Raw genomic sequence first — 21,411 nt, forward strand, 5'->3', positions numbered from 1 at the left:
GCCGAAGGGCCACGGGTGTCCAGAACAACCGGCGTTCCTTCCGTCCCGAGCAGCTGTGTGACCTGCGCGGAAGCGCAATTTCGCCTGCCGGGGCGCGAAGAAGGCACTGGACTGTCCCTCAGTGGCCCTCTAGCGTGATCGCGACGCCACGGACCCGACGGAAGGAGGCGAGTGCAGTGCAGATGACCCGATCCCCGCGCTCCCGCCCCGTCCACCGCGCGTTCACAGTCTGACCGGGAGCGCACACCGCAGATCTCGTCCCGAGATCTCATTCCGGAGGACTTCCCTCATGACCGAACTGGTCATCCGCGCGCTCTCCGAGAGCGACGCGCATCTCTTCGACACCCTGCCCGACCCGCTGGATGTGGGCCTCGCTCTGGCGCTCGCCACGCACCGGCCCGAATGGGAGCGGGTTGCGCTGCGCGACGGCAAAGTCGTCGCACGGGGCGCCTGGTGGGGCGGACCCGATGACGAATCCCCCGTCAACATCAACTGGTTCGACTTCGCCGAGGGCGAGGAGGCGGCGGGCGTCGAGCTGCTGCGCACCTCCCCTCACCAGGTCGAGTACGAACTGAACCTGCCCGCGGGCTGGCGTGCCGACCCGGTGACCCTGGCAGCCGGTGAGGCCAGGATGCGGGCCGCGGCCGCGGCCGGGATGAAGATCCTGGTGGAGCGTTACCAGTACCGGTGGACGCCGGAGTGCGGACTGCCGAAGCGGCCGGGGCGGCTTCGGTTCACCACCGAGCCCGACGACGCCGTGATTCTCGACGTGCTGTGCCGGGTCCACTCCGCGACACTCGACGCGCACGCGCTGCACGCCATCGCCGAAGGGGGTGTGGACCAGGCGGCGCAGGAGGAGCTGGACTTCTTCCACTGGTATCCGTCGCCGCGCGAGTGGTGGCAGCTCGCCTGCACGCCGGAGGGCGAGCTGGTCGGCCTGCACATCCCGGCGCACAATCAGTCGGGGCCGTGCATCGGCTTCATCGGCGTCGTGCCGGAGCAGCGCGGCCACGGCTATGCGTACGACCTGCTCGTGGAGTGCACGCACTTCCTGGCCGAGCGGGGCGCACAGTTCATCGGGGGTGCCACCGATCAGGGCAACTTCCCGATGGCGGCGAACTTCGCGAAGGCCGGTCATCCGATCGTCCGGGAGCGGATCAACCTCATCGCCGCTGCGCAGCATTGATCAGGAGCGGGGGTGTCCGTAAGCTCCGGACACCCCCGAGCTGAATTGGCGAGCCCCCATGACAACGCAAGAGCTGCACTCCGAGCCAAAGGTCCGCGTCGGCGGCGGCTGGATATCCGCTCTGGTGCTCGCCAACCTCGGTCTGTTCATGGCCTTCCTCACCCCGATCCAGGTGCTTCTCGCCGAGCAGATCGACGCGATCGACCCGTCGGGCAAGGAGATCGCGCTCGGCTGGACCACCGGCATCGGTGCGCTTGTCGCCGTCGTCGCCAATCCGCTGGCGGGCGCGCTGTCGGACCGTACGGGCAGCCGTTTCGGCCGCCGTCGCCCCTGGATTCTGGGCGGGGCGGCGGCCGGAGCGGCCGGGCTCGCGGTGACGGCGGCGCAGACCACGGTGGTAGGGGTGACGCTCGGCTGGTGTCTGGCGCAGCTCGGGCTGAACGCGATGCTCGCCGGCGCCAGTGCCGTCGTCCCCGACCAGGTACCGGTCGGGCAGCGGGCTGCGGTCTCCGGGTTCATCGGGATACCCCCGACACTGGGCCTGGTGGTCGGAGCGCTGCTGGTGACGATGGTGGTGACGGGCACTGCGGCGGGCTATCTGCTGCTGGCCGCGCTGACGGTGCTCTGCGCGCTGCCGTTCGTACTGCTCACCCACGACCCTCAAGTGCCGACGTCCGCACGGGAGTCGGTGCGGGCGGCGGACTTCTGGGTGAGCCCGCGGGCCCACCCGGACTTCGGCTGGGCATGGGTGACCCGTTTCCTGGTGATGCTCGGCAACGCGACCGGCACGCTCTATCTGCTCTATTTCCTCAAGGACGCGGTGCATTACGCCGATCCGGACGAGGGTGTGCTGATTCTGACGCTGCTCTACACGGCGGGTGCGGTGGTGACGGCGGTCGGGGGCGGAGTGGTCTCGGACCGGTGGGGTCGGCGCAGGGCGCTCGTGTCGGTGAGTTCGGTGGTGATGGCCATGGCCTCACTGCTGCTGGCGTTCTCGCACACCTGGCCGGTAGCCATGGGCGCCGCACTGCTGCTGGGTCTTGGTTTCGGCGTGTACATCGGGGTCGACCAGGCGCTGATCACCCAGGTGCTGCCGCGCGCCGGGGATCGTGCCAAGGACCTGGGCGTCATCAATATCGCCAACTCGGCCCCCCAGGTCCTCGGTCCCGCGCTGGCCGCACCGATCGTGACGTACGCGGGCGGATACGGGGGGCTGTATCTGACGTCCGCCGTCGTGACGGTCCTGGGTGGGGTGCTGGTCTGGAAGATCCGCTCAGTGCCGTGACCGTTCAGTGCCGTGCCCGTTCAGTGCCGTGACTTCTGGGCGGCGATGGCGTCCCGGTACCAGCCGTACGAGGCCTTCGGCGTGCGCTCCAGGCTCTCGTAGTCGACATGCACCAGCCCGAAGCGCTGGGAGGCGCCCTCGACCCACTCGATGTTGTCGGTGAGCGACCAGGTGAAGTAGCCGCGTACATCGACTCCCGCGTCGATTGCCTGGTGCAGTGAGCGCAGATGTGCGTCGAGGAAGTCGATACGGCGCCGGTCCTCGATTCCGTCGTACGAGCAGCCGTTCTCCGTGATGTAGAGCGGCGGCAGCCGGTCGCCGAAGCGCTCCTTCAGCAGGACGAGCTGTTCGCGCAGTCCGTCGGGGACCACCGGCCAGCCGAAGGCCGTGCGCTCGTCGGCCTCGATGTCCCGCAGCCCGAAGGGGAGTTCGGCGGGCAGGCCGACACCGGCGAAGTCCCCGAGGGCGTCCGTGGACGGTGCGCCGACGAGCATCGGCTGGTAGTAGTTCACGCCGTACCAGTCGAGCGGGCCGGAGATGACGGCGAGGTCCTCGGCGACCGGGCCAGGCATCAGGGCGGCGAAGTTCTCGTCGGGGTAGCGGCCGGTGAGGATCGGGTCGGCGAACATCCAGTTGGTGATGGTGTCGTACAGCTCGGCGCCGAAGCGGTCCTCCTCGCTCGTCCCCGCGGCGCGTACGGGCGAGTGGGAGACGGCGATTCCGATGTTCGCGGCGCCGGCGGCGCGCAGCGCCTGGACGGCGAGGCCGTGGGCGAGCAGCTGGTGGTGGGCCGCGGGAAGCGCGTCGAAGAGGAGCTGCTTGCCGGGCGCGTGCTCGCCGAGGGCATAGCCGAGGAGGGTGACCTCGGCCGGCTCGTTGATGGTGATCCACATCGGTACGCGGTCGGCGAGCCGTTCGGCGACGACACAGGCGTACTCGGCGAAACGGGCGGCCGTGTCCCGGTTGAGCCAGCCGCCCTGCTCGTCCAGGGGGAGCGGGGTGTCCCAGTGGTAGAGCGTGGGCGCGGGCGTGATGCCGTGGGCGCACAGCTCGTCGACGAGCCGGTCGTAGAAGTCGAGCCCGGCGGAGTTCACCGGGCCGCTGCCGCCCGGGATCACACGCGGCCAGCTGACCGAGAAGCGGAAGGCGTCCGCGCCGAGCCCCGCGAGCAGCGCGACGTCCTCGCGGTAGCGGGCGTGGAAGCCGGTGCCTCGCGAGGCGTCGGCACCGTCCTTGATCCGGCCCTGGGCGGCGAAGGCGTCCCAGCCGGAAGGCCCCTTGCCGTCGGTGTCGGCGGCTCCCTCGGTCTGGAACGCGGAGGCGGACGCGCCCCAGAGGAAGCCGGGCGGGAAGGCGGGCAGCGGCGGCATGGTCATGACCCGTGACCTTAATGGCCCTGACGACACCTCATCCAGACCCGGATCTTGCCAGGATGGGAGCCGGCATCGACGACGAGGGGACCGCCAGTGCTTTTCGAAGTGTGGGCGCCACAGGCCGAGGACCGGGTCGCGCTGTGGCTGGATGGCACGGAACGCCCGATGGCGCGCGAGGAAGGGCGCCCGGGCTGGTGGAGCGCGGAGGCCGATGCGGGCGACGGGGCGCGGTACGGCTTCGCGCTGGACGGCGGGGCCGTGCTGCCCGATCCGCGGTCGCGGCGCCAGCCGGACGGCCCGGACGGCGCCAGCGCGGTCGTCGACCAGGGCGGGTACGAGTGGCAGCACGCGTGGGCGGGGCGGGGGCTGGGCGGCGCGGTGCTGTTCGAGCTGCACATCGGCACGTACACCCCCGAGGGCACGCTGGACGCGGCGGCCGAACGGCTGGGCGAGCTGGCCGAGTTGGGGATCACTCATATCGAGCTGATGCCGCTGTGCCCCTTCCCCGGGGTGCACGGCTGGGGCTACGAGGGCGTGTCGCTGTGGGCGGTCCATGAGCCGTACGGCGGACCTGAGGCGCTCAAGCGCTTTGTCGACACGGCACACGGCCATGGCCTCGGCGTGGTCCTGGACGTGGTCCACAACCACCTCGGCCCGTCCGGGAACCATCTGCCCGCCTTCGGCCCGTACTTCACCGACACCCATCACACGCCGTGGGGCTCGGCGGTCAACCTCGACGCCCCCGGCTCGGACGAGGTCCGCGCGTATCTGCTGGGCAGCGCGCTGGCGTGGCTGCGCGACCACCGTCTTGACGGGCTGCGGCTCGACGCGGTGCACGCCCTGGCCGACACGCGGGCGCTGTCGTTCCTGGAGGAGCTGTCGGCGGCCGTCGACACGCTCTCCGGCGAGCTGGGGCGGCCGCTGTTCCTGATCGCCGAGTCGGATCTGTGCGACCCGCGGACGACGACGCCGCGCGAGGCGGGTGGCCTCGGACTGCACGCGCAGTGGAACGACGACTTCCACCATGCCCTGCACACCGTGCTGACCGGCGAGTCCCAGGGCTACTACGCCGACTTCGCGGCCGCTCCCCTCGCCGCGTTCGCCAAGACCCTCACCCGTGTCTTCTTCCACGACGGTACGTACTCGAGCTTCCGCGGCCGCAGCCACGGCCGGCCCGTCGAGGTGACGAGCACCCCCGCGCAGCGCTTCCTCGGCTATGCCCAGACGCACGACCAGATCGGCAACCGCGCGCTGGGCGACCGGCTCTCGGCCACGCTCTCCCCCGGGCTGCTGGCGTGCGCGGCCGCGCTGGTGCTGACCGGTCCGTTCACCCCGATGCTGTTCATGGGCGAGGAGTGGGGCGCGCGTACGCCCTGGCAGTTCTTCACCGACCACACGGATCCTGAGCTCGCACAGGCCGTACGCAACGGCAGACGGCGGGAGTTCGCGGCGCACGGCTGGGCGGCCGAGGAGATCCCGGACCCGCAGGACCCGGCGACCCGGGACCGCTCCTGCCTGGACCGTTCCGAACGGGAGCGGGAGCCGCATGCCCGGCTGCTGTCCTGGTACCGCGAGCTGATCGCGCTGCGCCGTACGCAGCCCGATCTGAGGGATCCGGATCTGGCCGCGGTGAAGGTGGCGTACGACGAACAGGCGCGCTGGCTGGCGTACCGGCGCGGGGACCTGCGGGTCGCGGTCAACTTCGCGAAGGAGCAGACGGCGATTCCGCTGGGCGGGGGTGGGCGGGTGCTGGCGGCGTGGGAGGGGGTCCAACCACCGGGCGCGGACGGTCTGCTGCGCCTGCCGCCGGAGTCCTGCGTGCTCCTGGCGGACGGCTGAGCCCTCCCGAACTGGGGCTCCGCCCCAGACCCTCCCCCTACGCCCTGCGGGCGTGGTGGGACCCCCACGCCTCAATCGCCGGCGAGGCTTGAATTTCCCGCCGGTCGGCCTGAAGATTCAGGCCGACCGGCGGAAATCCAGCCCGTCTGGAGGTCCCCCCGGACGAAGTTTGGGGAAGATTGAGGACACGCGGCCGAAGGTCGCGTTCGGGGGTCTGGGGGCGAAGCCCCCAAGTCCGCGCCACGAAGCGGGCGCACAGGGGTCTGGGGCGGAGCCCCAGTTCGGGAAGGGGCTGGGAACAAGCCCGCCGCATGCGCTCCGCGTGCCCACCGCCCCGCTACGCGACGATCGCCATCTCACGCGACGTCGTGTTCAGGCGCCGCCCACCCTCCCCCGTCACCGTCACAATGTCCTCGATCCGGACGCCGAAGCGCCCCGGCAGATAGATCCCCGGCTCCACCGAGAAGCACATCCCGGGCACCATCAGCCGTGTCTCGCCCTCGATCATGTACGGCGGCTCGTGCGTCGTGACGCCGATGCCGTGACCGGTGCGGTGGATGAACAGGTCGCCGTACCCCGCCTCCTCGATGATCTCGCGCGCCGCCCGGTCGACCTCCTGGCAGGCCACGCCCGGCTTCACCGCCTCGACTCCGGCCCGCTGTGCCTCCTGTACGACGTCATGGATGTGCTGCTCGGCGGGGGTCGGCTCGCCGACGTGGACCGTACGGGAGGTGTCCGAGCCGTAGCCGTCCTTGAGGCCGCCGAAGTCGAGTACGACCATGTCGCCCCGCTCGATGGTCCGGTCACCGGCCTCGTGGTGCGGACTGGCACCGTTCGGACCGGAGCCGACGATCGTGAAGTCCACCTGGGAGTGGCCGAACTGCCCCAGCAGCGCGGCGAGATCGGCCGCGACCTCCGTCTCCTTGCGCCCGGAGAAGCGGACTTTCAGAATCTCCTCGTACGTCGCGTCGGCGGCGGCGCCGGCCGCGGCGAGGCGTTCCAGCTCGGCCGCGTCCTTCACCGCCCGCAGCATCGGCAACGCCTCGGTCAGCGATACGTACGAAGTCTCCGGCAACTCCTGCTGAAGACCGAGCAGATGCATCGCCCAGGCGTTGTCGCTGATCCCGAACCGCCCGTCCACATCGAGGAGTGGCGCGGTGGCCGCGTAAGGGTCCTTGCCGTCGGTCCAGTCCCGCAGGGTGAGGGCGGACGCGCCGGGAGCGCGCTCCGCGTCCGGGGCCTCCAGGGTCGGCACGACGAGCACCGGGTCCTGGCCGGCGGCGAGAACGAGGAGGGTGAGCCGCTCGGTGGCGGCGGGCCGGTAGCCGGTGAGATACATCAGGTCGGGGCCGGGCGCGACGAGCACTCCCGCGAGCCCCGCATCGGCTGCGGAGTCGGCGGCGCGGGCCATCCGGGCCCGGTAGTCGTCAGCGGTGAAGGGCGGGGGTGTGGTCGGCATGGGGCCATCCTGCCCGCAGGCAACGGGGCGCGCGAGCCGGCCCCGCGGGCTCGGTCCCTTGCCACGGGCTCAGTCCTGGCCCTTGGCCACCAGCCGTTCCAGCAGCTCCTGGAACTCCTCACCGACCACGATCCGCAGGCTCTCGCCGTCCTCGTCGCGGTCGCTGAGCTGGGTGAGCACCCCGTCGCGCCACCAGTAGACGTACGGGCTGATCGCGCCGGGCGTGTCGGCGTATCCGGAAGCCGCGAAGGAGGCCATCGCGTTGAGCGCGGGGATCACGCCGGCGTCGTGGATGGCGTGGAAGGCGAGCTGGTGCCGGAACGGCATCGCCACCAGCGCTCCGTCGGCGGTCAGCTGCTCGCCGGTGACCTGACCTACGAGGCTGTCGAGCGCGAGTACCCGGCTTGCGGTGTAGAAGGAGTCGCCGAGGACCACCTCGAAGCGCATGCCGCCGGAGTCCTTGACCGTCTCGTGGCCCTCGACGGGCAGGCCCCTGAGGTTGTACAGCGCCTGGTCGCGCAGGTACTGGAGGTCCCCGAGGGGTTCCAGGGCCTCGTCGGTGAGCATCATGACGCTCTCCGGGAGGTCGAGCGCGATGATCTCGTACAGGCCGGGGGCAAGGGCGCGTGCGTAGCCGAAGTTCTTGGCGTCGAAGCCGTCGGGGCCGACGACGCGCGGGTAGAGCTGAGCACGGATCTGCTCGGTGGGCAGGGTGTCCAGGGCGGAGGGCGCGTCCATGGTGCGCAGGACCATCCCGACGTGCTGGCGGACGAGCTCGGGCCAGGCCCGCGGCCCGCGGTCGTCGTTGTGCAGAACCGCGGCGAGATTGACGAGTCCGAACTGGCGGCCCGCGCTGTCGGAGACCACATCGGCGTAGACGGTCACCTCAAGGCCCTGTTCGGCGAATGCCTCGCGCACCTGGGCGCGGAAGCGGGTGCCCTCGGCCACCGAGAAGAACGAGAACTCCGGGTCCCGGGGCGCATCGCGTCCGTCGCGCTTCGGCCCTCGCCGGAACAACCCCACGTCAGCCGCCTTCCGCTCGCGTGCCAGGACTTCGAGGATTCGAGCGTACAGACCGCGTACCAAGGAGTCGGGCCATGCACGCGTCCGGTCGGCCAACTCCTTGGCAACTCGACCCGGGCGACGCACTTCCGGCCGGAGCTGCACGGGAGCGGGACCCGCCCGATCCGGTCGTGCGGGCGCCTGCGGCTGCGGCTGAACCGGCGGTAGCGGTGGCATACGCGAGCCGGCGGGCTACGGGGACTGTGTGACCACGAAGTCGGCGCGGTTGCGGCCGCGGGCGACCAGCCGGGCGTTGGGCTCGTCGGAGTCATGGACCCAGCGCTCGGCGTACGGGCGCTGCTTGCCGAACCGCACATGCCGGTCGACCAGGCGGCGTACGCGTACGGCGTCGTCGATCTCCAGGTACCAGACCTCGTCGAGGAGCGGGCGGACCTGCGCCCAGGGGCCATCGTCGTGGAGAAGGTAATTGCCCTCGGTGACGACGAGAGGGACCTCTGGGGCGACCGGAATGCTGCCGGCCACCGCTTCCTCCAGGGCGCGGTCGAAGGCGGGGGCGTAGACCGTGGTGTCCCGGGCGGGGGCCCGCAGCCGGGCGAGCAGGGCGGCGTATCCGGCGGCGTCGAAGGTGTCGGGGGCGCCCTTGCGGCCGGCCCGGCCGAGGCGCTCGAGCTCGGCCTGGGCGAGGTGGAAGCCGTCCATGGGGACGAGGACGGCGAGGCCGTCGAGGGAGTCGACGATATGGGCGGCGAGGGTCGACTTCCCGGCACCGGGGGCTCCTGCGATGCCCAGGATGACGCGACGGCCGGGGACGGCGAGGGCGCGGGCACGGTACAGGACGTGCGGTGGGTACTGCGGGGGCGGTGGCGCATGCATGGGCCGCATTGTTCCATCGCATTGATCGATCATGGTCATACGTATAACGTGGCCGCATGTCGTTCATCGCCCTGGTCACCCTCGTCGTCCGCGACTACGACGAGGCCATCGCCTTCTACACCGACGCCCTCGGTTTCGAACTCGTCGAGGACACCGACCGCGGGGACGGCTCGCGCTGGGTGGTGGTCCGCCCGCGCGGGACGGGGCACGGCACCGCGCTGCTGCTGGCCCGCGCCACGGACGAGGTCCAGCGCTCGAGCGTGGGCGCACAGACGGGCGGCCGGGTCGGCTTCTTCCTGCACACCGAGGACTTCGCGGCCGACCACGCCCGGATGACGGCGGCGGGCGTCCGCTTCCTGGAGGAGCCGCGGCACGAGCCGTACGGCTCGGTCGCGGTCTTCGAGGATCTGTACGGCAACCGCTGGGACCTGCTGCAGCCCAAGTAGTGTCCGGGCGCATGACCGCACGTGCCCTTGAGCTGCTGAGGCAGCAGCAGCGTCTGGCCGAACTGGCCGCGTTCACCTTCCACTTCGACCTTCGGCGGGTGTCACTGCGAGGAGGTCCGCCTCGCGTCCGGTGCGTTGGAGCCGATGGCGCGCGGCAAGACCTTCCTGAAGCTGATCGGCAAAGAGTTCCGCAAGAAGCTCAGCCCCCTGTCCACGGAGGCGAAGTGGGCCGTTGTCCACGGAGGCGAAGTGAGCCGTTGCCGGGCTGAAGCGCTCGTAGCGGCGCGGGCTCGGGCCGGGCTGTCGTCCGTCTCCCCCACACTTCGTCCGCGTCCCTTCGACGGGCTCGACGGGGTGCCGTAAACGTTGACGCTTCACCCTTCTCGGTCTCCTCTCCCGCCCCGGCTGCCCAATGGCTCTGATCGTTCTACTCTCATAGCAGAAGGCGGGCGGAAGGCCGGCCTGTCGACCGCCAGCCTCTACTGAGAGGAGGCGGACATGAAGACGCCGATACGGCGGTCCGCGATCTTCACCAGCGCGGCCGTGCTCCTGCTGGCAGCCTGCGGGACGAGTGGCAGTTCCGGGGCGGCTGCTCCCGAGAAGGACGGGGACGGTCAGCTCAAGTTCGGATACGTCCTGCCGGAGACGGGACCGCTGGCCTTTCTCGGCCCACCGCAGATCCAGTCGATGAAGTTCGCGATCACAGCGATCAACGCCGACGGCGGAGTGCTCGGGAAGCCGATACCGGCTGTGGTCTCGGGCGACGAGGCCGGGCAGGAAGCAGTTGCCGCACAATCCGCCGACCGGGTCCTCAACTCCGGCGTGGACGCGATCATCGGCGCGGCGGCCTCCGGCATGTCCCTGGCATTCATCGACCGGGTGACCGGAGACGGCGTGGTCCAGTGTTCGGGGTCGAACACCGCACCCACGTTCACCGACTACGACGACGGCGGGTTCTACTTCCGTACCGCGCCGAGTGACGCGCTGCAGGGGCCGATCCTGGCGAAGACCGTCCTCGGGGACGGCCATAAGCGGGTGGCCCTGGTGGCACGTGCCGACGACTACGGCAAGGGACTGCTCGACGCCACCAAGAAGGCCCTTGAGGCCGGCGGCGCGACCGTGGTCGTCTCCGAGACCTACGACCCGAAGGCGACGAACTACGACCAGGTCGTGCAGAAGGTGAAGAACTCCAAGCCGGATGCCACCGTGGTGATCGCCTTCGAGGAGGGCGCGCAGATCCTGCAGGGTCTCATCGAGGCAGGTCTCGGGCCCGATCAGATTGGCGTGTACGGAGCCGACGGACTGCGCAGCGAGGAGCTGCCCGCCCTGGTTTCCCCGAAGAATCCCGCCAGGCTCGCCGGGATGAAGGGCACCGCACCGGCATCGGCGGCCAACAAGCAGTTCGTGACGGAGCTGAAGAAGTTTGCACCGAGTCTGAAGGAGCTGCAGTTCGCACCGCAGGTCTTCGACTGTGTGACGACCATCGCGCTCGCCGCCGAGCAGGCGAAGTCCGACGACCCGGGCAAGTTTGCGAAGGAGATGGTCGGCGTCACCAAGGACGGCGAGAAGTGCAACAGTTTCGCCGCGTGCAAGAAGCTGATCGCAGCCGGCAAGGACATCGACTACGACGGCGTGAGCGGTCCGCTCGACTTCACCGACGCCGGCGAACCCGGTCAGGCGACGATCGAGGTGTACACCTACAACGACAAGGGCCAGCTGCAGACTCTGCGCACCGAAGTGAGCAAGGGCCAGCAGTGACCCCGAGCACCAACAAGCCCTCCGAGGAGGATGTTCAGCGGACGCGGGCGAGGGTGCCGAGGTACAACTCGATCACCTTCTCGTCGTGCAGCAGAGACATGCCTGTGCCGGTGTACGCGTTGCGGCCCTGGTCGAGCACATAGCCACGGTCGCAGATCTGCAGGCACCTGCGGGCGTTCTGCTCGACCATCAGCACGGCGACGCCCGCGTCGTTGATCTCCTTGACCCGCTCGAACACATGGTCCTGATGGATCGGGGACAGGCCGGCCGACGGCTCGTCCAGCAGCAGCAGCTCCGGCTCCATCATGAGTGCGCGCGCCATGGCGAGCATCTGCCGCTCGCCGCCGGACATCGAGCCGGCCTTCTGTTTGCGGCGCTGGGCAAGCAACGGGAAGAGCTCCTCCACCGCCCCGGTACGCCGGTCAAAGGCCTTGGGCCGCAGATAGCAGCCCATTCGCAGGTTCTCCTCGACGGTCAGGGCGGGAAAGACGTTCTGCAGCTGCGGTACATACCCCACGCCCCGGCTGACCAGCTGGTGCGCCGGCCGGTTGGTGACGTCCTCACCATGCAGCCGCACCGCCCCGGTGCGTACCCGCAGCAGGCCGAAAACCGTCTTGATCAGTGTCGACTTGCCGGCGCCGTTGGGACCGATCACGCCGACCAGCTCGCCGGGCCGCACCTCGATATTGCACCCGCGCAGCACGTCGACTCCGGCCAGGTACCCGGCGACGATTTCGTCGGCCACCAGCACCGGGCCTTCCTCGTTCGCGGACATCGGCCACTCCTCCTACGCGGTTGCCCCGGGTTCGTCGTGCCGCTTGCCCAGATAGGCGTCCACGACGGCGGTGTTCCTGCCGATCGTGTAGGGCGGTCCCTCGGCCACCAGGCGGCCGTCGGCCATCACGGCCACCCAGTCACTGATGCCCATCACCACGTCCATGTCGTGCTCGACGAAGCACACGGTCAGCCCCTCGTCCCGCAGCTGGGTGATGTGTCCGAGCAACGACTGGGTCAGGGCGGGGTTCACGCCGGCCATCGGCTCGTCGAGCAGGACCATGACCGGCCGGGCCATCAGTGCACGCGCCAGTTCCAGCAGTTTGCGCTGTCCGCCGGAGAGCGTGCCTGCATAGTCGTCGCGCAGACGCGCGAGCCTGAACCGTTCGAGCAGCTCGTCGGCCCTCCCCACGATCTCGCGCTCCTGCCCTCGCCACATCGGCCGCAGCAGTGCCGTCACCACCCGCTCGCCGCGCTGCCCGGTCGCGGCGAGCAGCATGTTCTCCAGCACGCTGAGCCGGGCGAGCGTCCGGGTCAGCTGGAACGTACGGACCAGACCCCTGCGCGCCACCTTGTGTGCCGGGCGGCCGGCGAGCGGCTGTCCGTCGAACGACCAGCGGCCTCCGCCGGCCCGGTCGAAACCGCTGATCACGTTGAACAGCGTTGTCTTTCCGGCACCGTTGGGGCCGATGAGCGCAGTGATGGTTCCCCGCTGCACCTCGAGATGGTCGACCCGTACCGCGGCGAGTCCGCCGAAGGCGCGGGTCACGTCGTCCATGACGAGCAGCGGGTCGGGCTTGTGCACCCCTGGCTCGGGCCGGAGCCCGGCAAGCCGGCCACCGACCGCAGTGGGAACCGCGGGGGGCGGCGGCAGCGGCTTCCGGGGCATGGGGGAGGTGTCAGCGGGCACTGAGCAACATCTCCTTCTTGCTGCCGAGAATGCCCTGCGGTCTGAACGCGACCAGCAGGATGAGTGCGAGCCCGACCAGGGCGAAGCGCACGGCGCCGACCTCCGCCGGGCTGATGACGTCGGCCGAGATGTAGCCCGCGTCGATGGCCTGCCGCAGCCCGCTGTCCAGGAAGGTCAGTACGAACCAGAACAGGACCGAGCCGACAATCGGGCCCATGATCCGCCCGGCTCCGCCCAGCACCAGGATGGTGTAGAGGAAGAAGGTGACGCCGGGATCGAAACTGTCCGCGCTCGCCGACTGCACCTGGATCGTCTGCATCATTCCGGCCGCCGCACCGATCACGCCGCCGATGATCAGGCTCTGCATCTTGTACGCGTAGACGTTCTTGCCGAGGCTGCGTGCGGCGTCCTCGTCCTCGCGGATGGACCGGATGATCCGGCCCCACGGGCTGTGGATCAGCAGGGCGAGCAGCGCCGCGACAACCATCACCAGGCCCCATACGACGATGAGCACCCACAGGTCCCGGGTGTTGAACTTCACCAGCCAGAAGCCGTAGCTGCCGCGCGGGATCGGGTTCAAGTCGTAGAAGTCGTTGGCGAACCGCTGCAGGCCGAACACACCGCCGGTGGTCGGCTCGGCCCAGCTGGAGCGATAGAACAGCCGAAGTGTCTCCCCGGCGGCGATCGTGGTGATGGCGAGATAGTCGGCTCGCAGCCTCAGGGTGGGCAGGCCGAGCAGCAGGGCCAGCACGACGGCCGAGGCCAGCCCGACCAGGATGCCGAGCCACATGGGACCGCCCCAGGTCGCCACGGTGATCGCGAGCCCGTACCCGCCGACGAGCATGAAGCCGACCTGACCGAAGTTCAGCAGTCCGGTGTAGCCGAAGTGCAGGTTGAGCCCGATCGCGGCGAGCGCGTAGATGGCGGCGATGGGCCCGATGCCGGACCGGATGGCGTCGGAGAAGATGACCGAGAAGTCCATGGCGCACCCCTCACCCGACCCGTTCCCGCTGTCCGAGGATCCCCTGCGGACGGATGAGCAGCACGATGATGAGCGTCAGCAGCGCCCAGGCGTACTGCAGGTCGATCGGGAACCACAGGGTGGACACCTGGGCGACGATGCCGATGACAAGGCTGCCCACCATGGCCCCGTACGCCGAGCCGAGTCCACCGAGGATGATCCCGGCGAACATGAGCAGCAGCAGCTTGAAGCCCATGTCCCAGGTGACGATCTCTTCCAGCCCGAAGAAGACTCCGCCGAGGGCTGCGAGACCACCGCCGAGCATCCAGACCACGAGCACCACGCGCTGTACGTCGATGCCCGAGGCCTCTGCGAGGTCCCGGTTGACGGAGACGGCACGGATGGCCGTGCCGATGCGCGTCTTCTGCAGCATCGCGGCGACGGCGAGCAGCACCGCCACCGAGAGCAGGGTGACGGTGAGATCCCGCGGGGTGATGCCGACGGGACCGAGGTCGTACGCCTTTTGGACGTCGTACTGGGCGTAGGAGCCGGGCCGCGCTCCGTAGAGCACGAGTACAACGTGCCGCAGCAGCAGCGACAGTCCGATGGTGACGATGAACAGGTTGATCAGCCCGGTGCCCCGGGCTCGCAGCGGCCTCATGACGCCCCGCTCGATGGCCCCGCCCAGCAGGGCCCCGAAGACGACCGCGGCGAGGGTGGCGGGGATCAGGTGCCACTGCGGACCGGCCGCGGAGACATTGAGGAAGAAGGCGAACGTGGCGCCGATGGTGACGAGCTCGCCGTGCGCGAAGTTGATCAGATGGACGGTGCCGAAGATCAGGGAGAGCCCGACCGCGCAGATCGCGATGATGACGCCGAACTGAATACCCTCGATCAGAGCCTGCAGGAAGCGCGCACCGAAGTTCGGGCCGCGCGGGACCTCATCACCCTGCGCCGACGCGTTGACCGCGGGCAGCATCACAAGGAACAGGGTGAGTACTGGTACCAAAAACCGCTGATAGCGCACGGGATGTCCGGTCTCTCACGACCACCCTTTGTCACTCAGTGTAAGGGCAGCTTGATTTTCTGGCTCGTGGAGAACCCTAATCTTCTGGCTCGTGGGGAACCCCCCGCTCACCGCGCGTCGCTCTCACGCGTCCCGCGACCTGAGCAGCGCGCCGCCCAGCAGCAGCGCCCCGGCCGCGTATCCGGCGAGAACCGCGAGACCCTTGACAGCCTACGAAACGGGCCTGGTGGTGCCGGGGACCCGGCCTGACGCCGGGCAGCCCGCTCCGTCGTAGCCGGGTGACGGTTCGTCATGGTGCGCCGGGACGTGACGCCCACCGGTCCCGTTCATCAGGCACCGGGGGCCGGTGAACCGCCCCCGGGACGGGTCAGTCGTCGGCGCCGTAGGCGTACGCGATCGCGTATGTGTCCTCATAAAGGTGCAGGCGGACGATCCGGCCGTTCTCCACGGTGAGGTGGACGGCCACGGGCGCGCTGAATCTGCGGCCGGTCGCCTCCATGGTGTTCCCGAAGCGGCCGAGCACGACCGCGTCGGAACCGTCGACGAGGATGTTGTGGATCGTGGTCTCGGCCGTACCCGGGACGAAGGCGGACCACATCGTCTTGAAGTACTCGGGTACCTGCTGCCGCTGTGAGCGGTGTCCGGCCCAGGGGAACTTGTCACCTCCGGGCACGAACCAGTCGATCTCCTCGGCGAAGTTGTCGGCGATGCGGTCGGCATCGCCTTCGGCGATCAGCCGAAGGAATGTCTCGACCGTCCCGCGGACGGTGGGTGTGTGGTTGGTGTCGGGTGACACGACTGCCTCCAAGAACGAGGATGGTGTGGGTGGTAACCATTTTGGTTACGTCTGAGGGTGTGGCGGAGGCCGGATGCCGACTGCGAAGCAGGAATCGGCTCCGGTCCTCCGCGCTCCGGATCGGGTGGGCTTCAGGCGGGTGGGCTCTAGCGGGCGGCCAGGACGTCCCGCAGTACGTCGGTGAGCGTGGTGCGGGCCAGTTCGCGCCGGACGGTGTCCTCGATCCCGTCGTAGATGTTCTGCATGGCCGGCCGGATTCCGTAGCCCACCGGGCATTCCTGGTTCGGTGTGGCGCGGTGCATGGCGAACAGGGTTCCGGGCTGTACGGCGTCGTAGACGTCCAGCAGGGTCATGGATTCGAGTTCGCGCGACAGCATCCAGCCCGCGCCTGCTCCGCGCCGGGACTCGACGAGCCCCGCCTTGCGCAGCTCGGCGAGCAGGCGCCGGATGACCACGGGATTGGTGTTCACGCTTTCCGCGATCTGCTCCGACGTGACGACCTCGCGGCCGTAACGCTTGTTGAGCTCCATCCACGCCAGGGCGTGAGCGGCGATCGTCAGCCTGCTGTTGGCGCTCATCTCGACTTCGCTCCTCCCGATGGTCGTAACCATAGTTGTTACGATTGCGGGCAGTCAAACTGTGGTGCGACCCGCCTCCAGCGGCCTGGCATGCTCACCTCTGTGCTGACCGAGGGCGCCGTGGTGGACCCCACCCCGGCAACCACCAAGATCGGCCTGGAGTCTGCCTGGCGAAGGCCCGGACCCGGCGCGTACGCAGCACGGGCCTTCGCCCCCGTACTAGGCGCGGACTTCCGTGGAGATCATCCCGGTATCCGGGAGCGCGCTGGGCGGCTCATCGCCGTACCAGGCGTATTCGATCGCCGACAGATATCCATCGGTGGCCCAGAGCAGGATCTCTCCGAAGAGTGATCCCGACTCGTCCACGACGGTCGCGTCCACAGGGATGACGCCCGCGGCAGCCGGCGAACGAGGAGCGCCTTCCAGCACCTCCAGGTCGACGCTCGCCGAATCCGCTGCCCATTGCGCAACCACCCGCGCGAAGCCGACCTGGGTTCGCAGTTCGGCCGCTCCGGGGAACTCGTTGGCGAGGATCAGATTGACGACAGCCCTCTCCCCCTGGGTCAGGGGGCGGGGATCCATTGCGATCGGCATGGCACAGTGCCTTCGGATAGAGCGGACGCTAGTTTCCCGTGAACTTCGCGGGAATGAAGGCCGTGCCGAGCCGGGGGACTCCGTTCACCACGGCTCCTCGGATCGTGACCACCTCGCCCGCGATGAGTCGGTTCACCTCGTATTTTCCCGCGACCGGGAGGTCTGTCGCACCGCGAAGGCTGTCCAAGATCCCACGCAGCGCTTCTTCTCGGCCTCCGGCTTTCGCGACCAAGGCCCCGAACCCGTGCTTGGGCGGGTCGATCACATGCTCAAGATTCGCCGGAGTGTTCCACGTCGACCAGGCCTCATCCAGAGTCTCCGTCGTCACTCGGCAGCCAGGGCCCGTGTTGTGCACCAGGACCGGGGTGTTGCCCGCCAGCACGTAGTAGGTGTGCAGATCGGCGACGGTGAGGTTGTGAACCTTCTGGTTCTGCGCGGTCCACGCCGCGACGGCACTGATCTGCACCTGGGTGCCTGCGCTCGTACGCAGCCACATGCCGGCCTTGAGGCCGTCCGCGGTGGTCCATTCCCTGAGGTTCTCGGTCCAGAAGGGGTGACCGTCCGTGGCGGTGACGGAGGACGTGCCGTCACCCCTGCCGTCGTCAGCCTTCACATCGACCTTGACGAGGTTCTTCTCGCCCTCTCCGGTGATCAGATCGGTAACCGGTTCGGCCTCGGTACGGCCGGTGTCCGGGTCGGTGGCGAGGACCTCGTCGCCCACCTGCACCTGCTCGATGGGCACATGGAAACCGTCCGCCATGAGCACCGGGGTGCCACCTGGGAAGCTGTTGCAGGGGACGGCGCCGCCGCTCTTGCGGGCCTTGCCGACCTCTTCCGCCGTGAGGGCCTTGCCGCCGGCCCTGAGCCAGTGCAGCACCGACAGCGAACCGAGCACCCGCTCCTGCGTGCTCAACTTCTCACCGGTCACGAGATCCTTGCCGGTGATCGCGTCGACGATGCCCTTGCCGTCGCCGATGCCGGGCAGCAGATCCAGCAGCAGCGACATCCTTCGCTGCTGCTCGGCGTCGTCCGACGAGCCCGAGCCCCAGGTGTCACCGATGTGGGAGAAGTCGAAGTCGATGCCTGGCATCTCGCGCAGCTTCTCTGCGCCCTTCTTGATACCGGCGACGTGCTTGTTCGCCTCCTGCACGCCCTTGTTGGCCTGAGCGATGCCCTCGTTGAGCTCCTTCATGCCCTTGTTGGCCTTGGAGACGCCCTTGTTGGCCTGCTTCAGGCCCTTGTTGACCTCGGCGACGCCCGCGTTCATCTCCTTCAGGCCACGGTCCATCTGGGCGAAGCCCCGGTTCATCTTGTCGAAGGCCGCGTTGATGTCCGCGAGGTCCTTCTTGAAGTCGAACACGGGCTTGGCGGCCGGGTACTTCTTCGGCTCGTAGTCCGGGTAGTGGTCGCCCACCGTGACGGTCAGGATGGCCAGCGCCAAGAGAGAATCGCTCTGGGCGCCCAGCAGCCGGTCGGCCTTGGCCATGTCGGAGCCGAGGCCGTCGAGGTGCGGCTTGGCGGCCTTGAAAGTCTTGACCGCCTGCTCCAGGAGCTTCAACTGCTGCTCCGGATCAGGGGCCTTGGTGGGGTCCGCCAGGTCGCCCGGCTTCAGTTCGCCCAGAGCCTTCAGCTCTTTGTTCAGAGCCGTGAAGCTCGCGCCGTGGTCCTTCATGGCGTCCTGCGTGATGTACAGGAACAGGGCCGTGCCGATGCCGAGTTTGACGGCCTTCCCGGCGAAGTCCTTGAGGCAGCCCGGCCTTTCCAGCAGCGGCAGGCGGTCACAGTTCGCGTATCGCGAAACCTTCGCCGCGATCTCCGCCAGACTCGGCTCGTCCCCCCGTTCCGCGGCGACAGCATTGCCGGCGGTGCCCGCGCCTCCTGCGAGCAGGATGCACAGCGCGACGATGATCGTCGCGACTCTCGATTTGAGGTTGTGGTACATGAATTCCTTGCTCAAGGGGCCGCGTTACCTCCGGTACCCGCGGCCCCTCGTTCCCCGTGACAGAAAGCGTCTTGTTACTGGCGCGTACGCCGTGTGGTCGGGTGCAGTTTAGCCAGGTTCATGTACGTCTCCGCACGGGGCGCCGACGGCGGTGCAACGCCGCAACGGCACGAACGCCGCGGCATGCCCCCTCGGGCGCAGACCTCAGCCCTCGTCCGGCGCCAGCCGCAGCGAGATCGAGTTGATGCAGTACCGCTGATCCGTCGGCGTCGGGTAGCCCTCCCCCTCGAAGACATGCCCCAGGTGCGACCCGCACCGCGCGCACCGAACCTCCGTGCGGACCATCCCGTGCGTGCGGTCCTCGATCAGTTCGACCGCGTCCGTGTCCTTCGGGTCGTAGAAGGACGGCCAGCCGCAGTGCGACTCGAACTTCGTGTCGGAGCGGAAGAGCTCGGCGCCGCATGCGCGGCAGGAGTAGACGCCCGCCGTCTTGGTGTCCGTGTACTCACCGACGAACGCAGGCTCCGTGCCGGCCTGCCGCAGCACCTTGTACTCCGTGGGCGACAGCTCCGCGCGCCACTGCTCGTCCGGCTTTTCGACGTCGTACGTCATGAGAACGGCTCCCTCGGTTCGCCTCAGTTCGACAGGCGGGCCAGGATCGCCGGACCAAGGTCCGTGACATCGCCCGCGCCCATGGTGAGAACGAGATCACCGGGCTTCGCCATTCCCGCGATCACGTCGGGGACGGTCGCCTTGTCGTGGACGGGTGTCACGTCCGCGCCCGCGGCCCCGGCGGCGTCGATGATCAGGGCGCTGGTGATGCCCGGGATCGGGTCCTCGCGGGCCGGGTAGATGTCGAGGACCACCGACGCGTCGGCCAGTGCAAGGGCCTGGCCCATCTCCGTGCCCAGTTCCTGGGTGCGGGAGAAGAGATGCGGCTGGAAGACGACCAGCAGCCGGGAGTCCGCCGCCGCGCCGCGCATCGCCTCCAGGTCGGCGGTCATCTCGGTGGGGTGGTGGGCGTACGAGTCGATGACCTGGACGCCCGCGGCCTCGCCCTTGAGCTGGAGGCGGCGCTTGACGCCGGTGTACTTGCCGATCGCCGAGGCGAGGTTGTGCGCCGGGATGCCCAGGGCGACACCGGCGGCGAGGGCGGCCACGGCGTTGTGGGCGTAGTGGCTGCCGGGGACCGAGACCGTGAAGGTCAGGAAGCGGTTGTCCAGCAGGACGGTGACCTCGCTGGTGAGGCCGCGCGGGGTGATCTTGTGGACGCGGACGTCCGCCGTCGCGGACTCGCCGTAGGTGACGACCTTCAGCGTGGAGAGGTCACGCACGCGCTGCGTCAGCTCCACCGCGCCCGACTGGTCCGCGGAGATCACCAGCGTGCCCCCGGGGACGACCTTGCCGACGAAGGTCTCGAAGGAGTCGTAGATCTCGTCCATCGAGGCGTAGTTGGCGTGGTGGTCGAGCTCGACGTTGAGGACGATCGCGACCTCGGGGTCGTACTTCTGGAAACTGCGGTCGCTCTCGTCGGCCTCGGCGACAAAGATCTCGCCCTCGCCGTGGCGGGCGTTCGTCCCGGGCCCGGCGAGGTCACCGCCGATGGCGTACGAGGGGTCGAGGCCCAGCTCGGTCAGGGCCACGGCCAGCATCGAGGTGGTGGTCGTCTTGCCGTGCGTGCCCGCGACGGCGATCGAGCGCAGGCCGGTCATCAGGGAGGCCAGCGCGTCGGAGCGGTGCACAACCGGGACGGACAGCTCGGCGGCGCGGGCCAGCTCCGGGTTGTCGGGGCGGATGGCGCTGGAAACGACGACGCAGCTGGCGTCGGAGGCCAGGTGCTCGGTCGCGTGCCCGATGTGGACGGTGGCGCCCAGCTCCCGCAGCGCTTGAGCCGTCGCCGACTCCTTGGCGTCGCTGCCCGCGACCTTCGCACCACGCTGCGCGAGAATCTTCGCGATGCCCGACATTCCGGCGCCCCCGATGCCGATGAAGTGCGGGCGTTCCATGGCGCTAGGGACGGCGGGTGCCATGCGTGTGTCTCCCCAAGATGTACGAGTGGTGCGCTGCGAGTACGTGCGAGGCTCCAGCCTATTCGCTGTGCGCGAAGAGCTTGAGCACCGGTACGCCGACCTTGTGACGGGCTCGGGAGGCCCAGTCCCGGTGGAAGAACTCCTCCACATAGTGCGGCGCGGTCAGCACGATCACCTCGTCGCCGCCCACCTCGTCCACCACGGACTTGAGCATGTCCAGCGGATGGTCCTCGACGATCCGGCCCACGGCCTCGGAGCCCGCGGCTCGCAGGGCGGCGACGGAGTGGTCCAGGGCGCGCTCGGCGGGGGCCTTCGCCGCCGCGCCCTCCGGTTCGTCGCCCTCCCGCACGGCGTCCTTCAGCTCGCCGAGCGCCACGTCGTCAATGGCGCGCAGCAGCACATCCTGGTCCCCGCGGGGCTGCATCAGCACGACGAAGGAGACGGCCTCGCGGCCGTGCAGGGTGGTGACGAATTCCACGTCGTCGGACGTCAGGGGCTTCTCGATCATCAATACGCTTGTGAACACGTCAGGAGCCCTTCTGCGGAAACCATCCTGC

The 21,411-nt window shown here is 69.1% G+C and carries 21 protein-coding genes; 6 read left to right on the plus strand and 15 right to left on the minus strand.

Annotation, left to right across the window (positions count from 1 at the left end; all coding sequences use genetic code 11):
- Positions 1-289: 289 nt before the first annotated feature.
- The gene (locus ACI2LP_RS02930) at positions 290-1,186 is read left to right on the plus strand and encodes a GNAT family N-acetyltransferase (protein ID WP_404722754.1); all 897 of its coding nucleotides are present in this window, start codon (positions 290-292) and stop codon (positions 1,184-1,186) included.
- Positions 1,187-1,244: 58 nt separating this feature from the next.
- A complete protein-coding gene (locus ACI2LP_RS02935; RefSeq protein ID WP_404722755.1) occupies positions 1,245-2,471 on the plus strand; it encodes an MFS transporter in 1,227 nt (408 codons plus the stop codon).
- A gap of 20 nt (positions 2,472-2,491) precedes the next feature.
- Here the strand turns inward: ACI2LP_RS02935 and ACI2LP_RS02940 are convergent, their stop codons facing one another.
- Positions 2,492-3,847: a GH1 family beta-glucosidase gene (locus ACI2LP_RS02940; protein ID WP_404722756.1), complete on the minus strand. Its 1,356-nt coding sequence runs from the start codon at positions 3,845-3,847 to the stop codon at positions 2,492-2,494.
- Between the two features lie 90 nt (positions 3,848-3,937).
- On the opposite strand from ACI2LP_RS02940, the gene treZ reads away from it, so the two are divergent.
- On the plus strand, positions 3,938-5,683 hold the full coding sequence (treZ, locus tag ACI2LP_RS02945; RefSeq protein WP_404722757.1) for a malto-oligosyltrehalose trehalohydrolase: 1,746 nt from the start codon (positions 3,938-3,940) through the stop codon (positions 5,681-5,683).
- A gap of 337 nt (positions 5,684-6,020) precedes the next feature.
- Here the strand turns inward: treZ and ACI2LP_RS02950 are convergent, their stop codons facing one another.
- The 3 genes from ACI2LP_RS02950 to ACI2LP_RS02960 all read right to left on the minus strand — a co-directional run bounded on the left by ACI2LP_RS02950 (position 6,021) and on the right by ACI2LP_RS02960 (position 9,038).
- Positions 6,021-7,142 carry an aminopeptidase P family protein gene (locus tag ACI2LP_RS02950; RefSeq protein WP_404722758.1) on the minus strand — a complete coding sequence of 374 codons (1,122 nt, stop codon included), beginning with the start codon at positions 7,140-7,142 and terminating at the stop codon, positions 6,021-6,023.
- A gap of 69 nt (positions 7,143-7,211) precedes the next feature.
- Complete coding sequence (locus tag ACI2LP_RS02955; RefSeq protein ID WP_404722759.1) at positions 7,212-8,165, minus strand: hypothetical protein; 954 nt, start codon at positions 8,163-8,165, stop codon at positions 7,212-7,214.
- A gap of 231 nt (positions 8,166-8,396) precedes the next feature.
- Positions 8,397-9,038 carry a nucleoside/nucleotide kinase family protein gene (locus tag ACI2LP_RS02960; protein ID WP_404722760.1) on the minus strand — a complete coding sequence of 214 codons (642 nt, stop codon included), beginning with the start codon at positions 9,036-9,038 and terminating at the stop codon, positions 8,397-8,399.
- 56 nt (positions 9,039-9,094) lie between these two features.
- Here ACI2LP_RS02960 and ACI2LP_RS02965 point away from each other — a divergent pair, with 56 nt between their 5' ends.
- The 3 genes from ACI2LP_RS02965 (at position 9,095) to ACI2LP_RS02975 (ending at position 11,242) form a co-directional block, all read left to right on the plus strand.
- Positions 9,095-9,484: a VOC family protein gene (locus ACI2LP_RS02965; RefSeq protein WP_404722761.1), complete on the plus strand. Its 390-nt coding sequence runs from the start codon at positions 9,095-9,097 to the stop codon at positions 9,482-9,484.
- A 144-nt stretch (positions 9,485-9,628) separates the two neighbouring features.
- Entirely contained in the window at positions 9,629-9,847 is a 219-nt protein-coding gene (locus ACI2LP_RS02970) for a hypothetical protein (RefSeq protein WP_404722762.1), read from the plus strand.
- Between the two features lie 135 nt (positions 9,848-9,982).
- A complete protein-coding gene (locus ACI2LP_RS02975; protein ID WP_404722763.1) occupies positions 9,983-11,242 on the plus strand; it encodes an ABC transporter substrate-binding protein in 1,260 nt (419 codons plus the stop codon).
- Positions 11,243-11,276: 34 nt separating this feature from the next.
- Here ACI2LP_RS02975 and ACI2LP_RS02980 read toward each other — a convergent pair whose 3' ends face one another.
- The 11 genes from ACI2LP_RS02980 to ACI2LP_RS03030 all read right to left on the minus strand — a co-directional run bounded on the left by ACI2LP_RS02980 (position 11,277) and on the right by ACI2LP_RS03030 (position 21,380).
- Positions 11,277-12,017 (minus strand): ABC transporter ATP-binding protein, encoded by a 741-nt coding sequence (locus tag ACI2LP_RS02980; protein ID WP_404722764.1) that lies wholly within the window; start codon positions 12,015-12,017, stop codon positions 11,277-11,279.
- A gap of 12 nt (positions 12,018-12,029) precedes the next feature.
- On the minus strand, positions 12,030-12,926 hold the full coding sequence (locus ACI2LP_RS02985; RefSeq protein ID WP_404722765.1) for an ABC transporter ATP-binding protein: 897 nt from the start codon (positions 12,924-12,926) through the stop codon (positions 12,030-12,032).
- Complete coding sequence (locus tag ACI2LP_RS02990) at positions 12,916-13,908, minus strand: branched-chain amino acid ABC transporter permease (RefSeq protein WP_404722766.1); 993 nt, start codon at positions 13,906-13,908, stop codon at positions 12,916-12,918. The genes ACI2LP_RS02985 and ACI2LP_RS02990 overlap by 11 nt, the downstream gene beginning before the upstream one ends.
- A gap of 10 nt (positions 13,909-13,918) precedes the next feature.
- Entirely contained in the window at positions 13,919-14,866 is a 948-nt protein-coding gene (locus ACI2LP_RS02995) for a branched-chain amino acid ABC transporter permease (RefSeq protein WP_404723044.1), read from the minus strand.
- Positions 14,867-15,281: 415 nt separating this feature from the next.
- Positions 15,282-15,710 carry a nuclear transport factor 2 family protein gene (locus ACI2LP_RS03000; protein WP_404722767.1) on the minus strand — a complete coding sequence of 143 codons (429 nt, stop codon included), beginning with the start codon at positions 15,708-15,710 and terminating at the stop codon, positions 15,282-15,284.
- Positions 15,711-15,856: 146 nt separating this feature from the next.
- On the minus strand, positions 15,857-16,288 hold the full coding sequence (locus tag ACI2LP_RS03005; protein ID WP_404722768.1) for an Rrf2 family transcriptional regulator: 432 nt from the start codon (positions 16,286-16,288) through the stop codon (positions 15,857-15,859).
- A gap of 219 nt (positions 16,289-16,507) precedes the next feature.
- Positions 16,508-16,882, minus strand: coding sequence for a hypothetical protein (locus ACI2LP_RS03010; RefSeq protein ID WP_404722769.1), 375 nt, complete (start codon positions 16,880-16,882; stop codon positions 16,508-16,510).
- Between the two features lie 28 nt (positions 16,883-16,910).
- The gene (locus ACI2LP_RS03015) at positions 16,911-18,839 is read right to left on the minus strand and encodes a polymorphic toxin-type HINT domain-containing protein (RefSeq protein WP_404722770.1); all 1,929 of its coding nucleotides are present in this window, start codon (positions 18,837-18,839) and stop codon (positions 16,911-16,913) included.
- Positions 18,840-19,028: 189 nt separating this feature from the next.
- The gene (gene msrB, locus ACI2LP_RS03020; protein WP_404722771.1) at positions 19,029-19,436 is read right to left on the minus strand and encodes a peptide-methionine (R)-S-oxide reductase MsrB; all 408 of its coding nucleotides are present in this window, start codon (positions 19,434-19,436) and stop codon (positions 19,029-19,031) included.
- Positions 19,437-19,459: 23 nt separating this feature from the next.
- Complete coding sequence (gene murC, locus ACI2LP_RS03025; RefSeq protein WP_404722772.1) at positions 19,460-20,854, minus strand: UDP-N-acetylmuramate--L-alanine ligase; 1,395 nt, start codon at positions 20,852-20,854, stop codon at positions 19,460-19,462.
- A 58-nt stretch (positions 20,855-20,912) separates the two neighbouring features.
- Complete coding sequence (locus ACI2LP_RS03030; protein ID WP_404722773.1) at positions 20,913-21,380, minus strand: indole-3-glycerol phosphate synthase; 468 nt, start codon at positions 21,378-21,380, stop codon at positions 20,913-20,915.
- Between the last annotated feature and the right edge of the window lie 31 nt (positions 21,381-21,411).

Origin of the sequence: Streptomyces sp. NPDC019890, assembly GCF_044903445.1 — a bacterium.
Classification (GTDB): domain Bacteria; phylum Actinomycetota; class Actinomycetes; order Streptomycetales; family Streptomycetaceae; genus Streptomyces.

Coding starts and splice junctions, on each gene's coding strand:
- ACI2LP_RS02930 (WP_404722754.1), top strand. CDS start 290: ATGACCGAACTGGTCATCCGCGCGCTCTCCGAGAGCGACGCGCATCTC.
- ACI2LP_RS02935 (WP_404722755.1), top strand. CDS start 1,245: ATGACAACGCAAGAGCTGCACTCCGAGCCAAAGGTCCGCGTCGGCGGC.
- ACI2LP_RS02940 (WP_404722756.1), bottom strand. CDS start 3,847: ATGACCATGCCGCCGCTGCCCGCCTTCCCGCCCGGCTTCCTCTGGGGC.
- ACI2LP_RS02950 (WP_404722758.1), bottom strand. CDS start 7,142: ATGCCGACCACACCCCCGCCCTTCACCGCTGACGACTACCGGGCCCGG.
- ACI2LP_RS02960 (WP_404722760.1), bottom strand. CDS start 9,038: ATGCATGCGCCACCGCCCCCGCAGTACCCACCGCACGTCCTGTACCGT.
- ACI2LP_RS02965 (WP_404722761.1), top strand. CDS start 9,095: ATGTCGTTCATCGCCCTGGTCACCCTCGTCGTCCGCGACTACGACGAG.
- ACI2LP_RS02970 (WP_404722762.1), top strand. CDS start 9,629: ATGGCGCGCGGCAAGACCTTCCTGAAGCTGATCGGCAAAGAGTTCCGC.
- ACI2LP_RS02975 (WP_404722763.1), top strand. CDS start 9,983: ATGAAGACGCCGATACGGCGGTCCGCGATCTTCACCAGCGCGGCCGTG.
- ACI2LP_RS02980 (WP_404722764.1), bottom strand. CDS start 12,017: ATGTCCGCGAACGAGGAAGGCCCGGTGCTGGTGGCCGACGAAATCGTC.
- ACI2LP_RS02990 (WP_404722766.1), bottom strand. CDS start 13,908: ATGGACTTCTCGGTCATCTTCTCCGACGCCATCCGGTCCGGCATCGGG.
- ACI2LP_RS02995 (WP_404723044.1), bottom strand. CDS start 14,866: ATGCTGCCCGCGGTCAACGCGTCGGCGCAGGGTGATGAGGTCCCGCGC.
- ACI2LP_RS03005 (WP_404722768.1), bottom strand. CDS start 16,288: ATGAGCGCCAACAGCAGGCTGACGATCGCCGCTCACGCCCTGGCGTGG.
- ACI2LP_RS03010 (WP_404722769.1), bottom strand. CDS start 16,882: ATGCCGATCGCAATGGATCCCCGCCCCCTGACCCAGGGGGAGAGGGCT.
- msrB (WP_404722771.1), bottom strand. CDS start 19,436: ATGACGTACGACGTCGAAAAGCCGGACGAGCAGTGGCGCGCGGAGCTG.
- murC (WP_404722772.1), bottom strand. CDS start 20,854: ATGGCACCCGCCGTCCCTAGCGCCATGGAACGCCCGCACTTCATCGGC.